The organism is Pseudomonas sp. LSJ-87 (assembly GCF_032971465.1).
GTDB lineage: Bacteria > Pseudomonadota > Gammaproteobacteria > Pseudomonadales > Pseudomonadaceae > Aquipseudomonas > Aquipseudomonas putida_Z.
The window spans coordinates 1-3,606 of the sequence record NZ_JAWJYQ010000002.1 but is presented as its reverse complement, the minus strand read 5'-3'; the positions used below and the strand labels follow the sequence as shown (position 1 = coordinate 3,606).

General features: G+C 66.2%; 4 protein-coding genes. All 4 read left to right on the top strand.

The window, feature by feature from the left end:
* Positions 1-121 precede the first annotated feature (121 nt).
* The 4 genes from RYH74_RS03005 to RYH74_RS02990 are packed head-to-tail and all read left to right on the top strand — an operon-like array spanning position 122 to position 3,599.
* Positions 122-1,255: an ABC transporter permease gene (locus tag RYH74_RS03005; protein WP_025337239.1), complete on the top strand. Its 1,134-nt coding sequence runs from the start codon at positions 122-124 to the stop codon at positions 1,253-1,255.
* Positions 1,252-2,043, top strand: coding sequence for an ABC transporter ATP-binding protein (locus RYH74_RS03000; RefSeq protein ID WP_015268492.1), 792 nt, complete (start codon positions 1,252-1,254; stop codon positions 2,041-2,043). The genes RYH74_RS03005 and RYH74_RS03000 overlap by 4 nt, the downstream gene beginning before the upstream one ends.
* Before the next feature lie 3 nt (positions 2,044-2,046).
* Positions 2,047-2,985, top strand: coding sequence for an MlaD family protein (locus tag RYH74_RS02995; RefSeq protein WP_317408942.1), 939 nt, complete (start codon positions 2,047-2,049; stop codon positions 2,983-2,985).
* Positions 2,982-3,599: an ABC-type transport auxiliary lipoprotein family protein gene (locus tag RYH74_RS02990; RefSeq protein ID WP_317408941.1), complete on the top strand. Its 618-nt coding sequence runs from the start codon at positions 2,982-2,984 to the stop codon at positions 3,597-3,599. The genes RYH74_RS02995 and RYH74_RS02990 overlap by 4 nt, the downstream gene beginning before the upstream one ends.
* Positions 3,600-3,606 lie beyond the last annotated feature (7 nt).

The following is a 3,606-nucleotide window of genomic DNA, read 5'->3' as shown; positions in this document are numbered from 1 at the left end:
GCTTGCCGGCGATGGGCTGCAAAGCAGCCCCCACGGTCCGAGAAGACAGCACATAATCACCAAACAGCCCATGCCCGCTGCGCTATGATCAGGCCCTAAGCCTTAGCGCCGAGTCAGTAGCATGGAGCCGATGACCACCCCCAGCGCCACCCTGGACACCAGTAGCCAACCGGCCTGCTTGCGCATCACCGGTGACTGGACCCTGGCGCACTACGCCAGCCTCAAGCGTGAGAGCGAGCGCCTGCGCGCGCAATACGCTGCCGATACCGTCGCCGACCTCAGCCAACTGGGCCGCCTGGATACCGCCGGTGCCTCGCTGCTGGCCGAACTGCTCGGCTCCGAGCGCCTGTCGCGCTGCACCCACGGCCTGCCCGAAGCCAGCCGCGCCCTGCTCAAGAACGTCTATTGCTCGGTGCAAGACTACTGCATCCCGGTCAAGGAGCCCGAGCGTAACGTGCTGCTGTTGCTGCTGGAACGCATCGGCTGCGCCGTCGGTACCTTGTGGCAAGACACCATGCAGGTGCTCGGCTTCGTTGGCCTGATCCTCGAAACCCTGCTGCGCCGCGCCCTGCAACCTCATCGTTGGCGCTTCACCCCGGTCGTGGCGCACATCGAACAGACCGGCCTGGACGCCGCGCCCATCGTCGCCCTGCTGACCTTCCTGGTGGGCGCGGTGGTGGCCTTCCTCGGCGCCACGGTGCTGGCCGATTTCGGCGCGACCATCTTCACCGTCGACCTGGTGGCATTCTCGTTCCTGCGCGAGTTCGCCGTGCTGCTGACCGCTATCCTCATGGCCGGCCGCACCGCCAGCGCGTTCACCGCGCAGATCGGCTCGATGAAGGCCAACGAGGAAATCGATGCCATCCGCACCCTTGGCCTGAACCCCATGGAGATGCTGGTGGTGCCGCGCGTACTGGCGCTGTTGATTTCGCTGCCCTTGCTGACCTTCATCGCGATGATTTGCGGCATCGTCGGCGGTGCGGTGGTGTGCGCGCTGTCACTGGACATCTCGCCAGCCATGTTCCTGTCGCTGCTGCAAAGCGACATCGGCGTGCAGCACTTCCTGGTCGGCCTGGCCAAGGCACCGTTCTTCGCCTTCCTGATCGCCGCCATCGGCTGCCTGGAAGGCTTCAAGGTCAGCGGTAGCGCCGAATCGGTTGGCGCACACACCACCTCGGCGGTGGTGCAGTCGATATTCGTGGTCATCGTGCTGGATGCGGTGGCCGCACTGTTCTTCATGGAGATGGGCTGGTGAGTGGCCAGGAACGCGTGATCGAGGCCCGCGGCATCTGCAACCGCTTCGGCCGCCAGAGCGTGCACGAAAACCTCGACCTCGACCTGTATCGCGGCGAGATCCTCGCCGTGGTCGGCGGGTCGGGCAGCGGCAAGTCGGTGCTGCTGCGCAGCATCGTCGGCCTGCGGCGGCCCGACGAAGGGCAGATCAAGGTGTTCGGCCAGGACCTGGCCGGCCTGCGCGAAGAGCAGCGTTCACTGGTCGAGCGGCGCTTCGGCGTGCTGTTCCAGAAGGGCGCGCTGTTCTCTTCGCTGACCGTCACCGAAAACGTGGCGTTACCGCTGATCGAGCACGCCGGGCTGTCCCGCGCCGATGCCGAGCACCTGGCCGGAGTGAAGCTGGCCCTGGCCGGGCTGCCGATCTCGGCCGCTGACAAGTACCCGGCCTCGCTGTCGGGGGGCATGATCAAGCGCGCCGCGCTGGCCCGGGCCCTGGCACTGGACCCGGACATCCTGTTCCTCGACGAACCCACCGCTGGCCTGGACCCGATCGGCGCCGCCGCCTTCGACCAGTTGATCCTGACCCTGCGTGACGCCCTGGGCCTGTCGGTGTTCCTCATCACCCACGACCTCGACACCCTGTACACCATTACCGACCGCATCGCCGTGCTGTCGCAGAAGAAGGTCCTGGTGGCCGGCCCACTGGCCGAGGTCGAGCAGACCAACGACGCCTGGATTCAAGAATACTTTCATGGCCCACGCGGGCGCGCAGCCGAGCAGGCCGCCACCCGTGCCGGGCAGGAGCGCTGAGCAATGGAAACCCGAGCCCATCACGTTCTTATCGGCCTGGTCACCGTCCTGGTGGTGGCCGGCGCCATGCTGTTCGGCCTGTGGCTGGCCAAGTCCAGTGTCGACGACGCCTTCAAGGACTACGAAGTGGTGTTCAACGAAGCCGTCTCCGGCCTGTCCCGCGGCAGCCCGGTGCAGTACAACGGCATCAAGGTAGGCGACGTGTCCACCCTGCGCCTGGACCCGAAAGACCCGCGCCGGGTACTGGCACGGGTGCGCCTGAGCGCTGACACCCCGGTTAAGGAAGACACCCAGGCCAAGCTGACCCTGGCCGGCGTGACCGGCAACTCGTTCATCCAGCTCAGCGGGGGCACCCCGCAAAGCCCCGAGTTGAAAGGCAAGGACGGCAAGCTGCCGGTGATCATCGCATCGCCCTCGCCAATCTCGCGCCTGCTCAATGACAGCAGCGACCTGGTGACCAACATCAACCTGCTGCTGCACAACGCCAACCAGATGTTTTCCGAGGACAACATCGGCCACCTCAGCAACACCCTGTCCAACCTCGACAAGACCACCGGCGCCTTCGCTGGCCAGCACGGCAGCATCACCCAGGCCATCGAACAACTGGTGCAGGTGGGCAAGCAGGCCAGCGCCACCCTGGCCGAAACCCAGGCACTGATGCGCAATGCCAACGGCCTGCTGGGCAGCGAAGGCAAGCAGGCAATCGGCAGCGCCGAGCAGGCCATGCAGTCACTGGCCGAGAGCACCGCCACCATCAACCGCCTGCTCGAGGACAACCGCGAAGCCATCGGCGACGGTGCCCAGGGCCTGAACCAGCTGACCCCGGCGATTCGCGAGCTGCGCGAAACCCTCAACGCACTCAAAGGCATTTCCCAGCAACTGGAGGCCGACCCTAGCGGCTACCTGCTCGGCCGCGACAACAACAAGGAGTTCCAACCATGAAACCGTCGCTGCGCCTGCTGGCCCTGGCGGCCGCACTGAGCCTGGCCAGTGCCTGCTCGATCCTGCCGCAGAGCGAGCCCGTCGACCTGTACCGTCTGCCGGTGAACCAGCCCGGCCGGACGGCGACGGCGCTGGACTGGTCATTGCGCCTGAACAAGCCGCTGGCCAGCGAAGTGCTGGCCGGGCCACGGATTGCCGTGATTCCCCAGGGCGATGTGGTCAGCAGCTACAAAGGCGCGCGCTGGAGCGACGCAGTACCGGTGCTGCTGCGCAACCGCCTGCTCGACGGTTTCCAGCGTGACGGCCAGGTACAGCGCCTTAGCGCCGACGACAGCAACCTGCAGGCCGACTACGAGCTGGCTGGCGAGCTGCAGGCGTTCCAGGCCGAATACCGCGAGGGCGGGGCGGTGGAGGTAGTGATCCGCTATGACGCACGTCTGGTTCAGGGCCGCAGCCAGCGCATTCTGGCCAGCAAACGCTTCGAAATCCGCCAGCCGCTGGCCGACAAGCAGGTGTCAGCGGTGGTTGCCGGCTTCGGGAAGGCCTGCGACCAGCTGACCGGGCAGGTGGTGAGTTGGACCATTGCGCAAGCAGCCAGCGTTCCTGCTCACTGAACCCTGC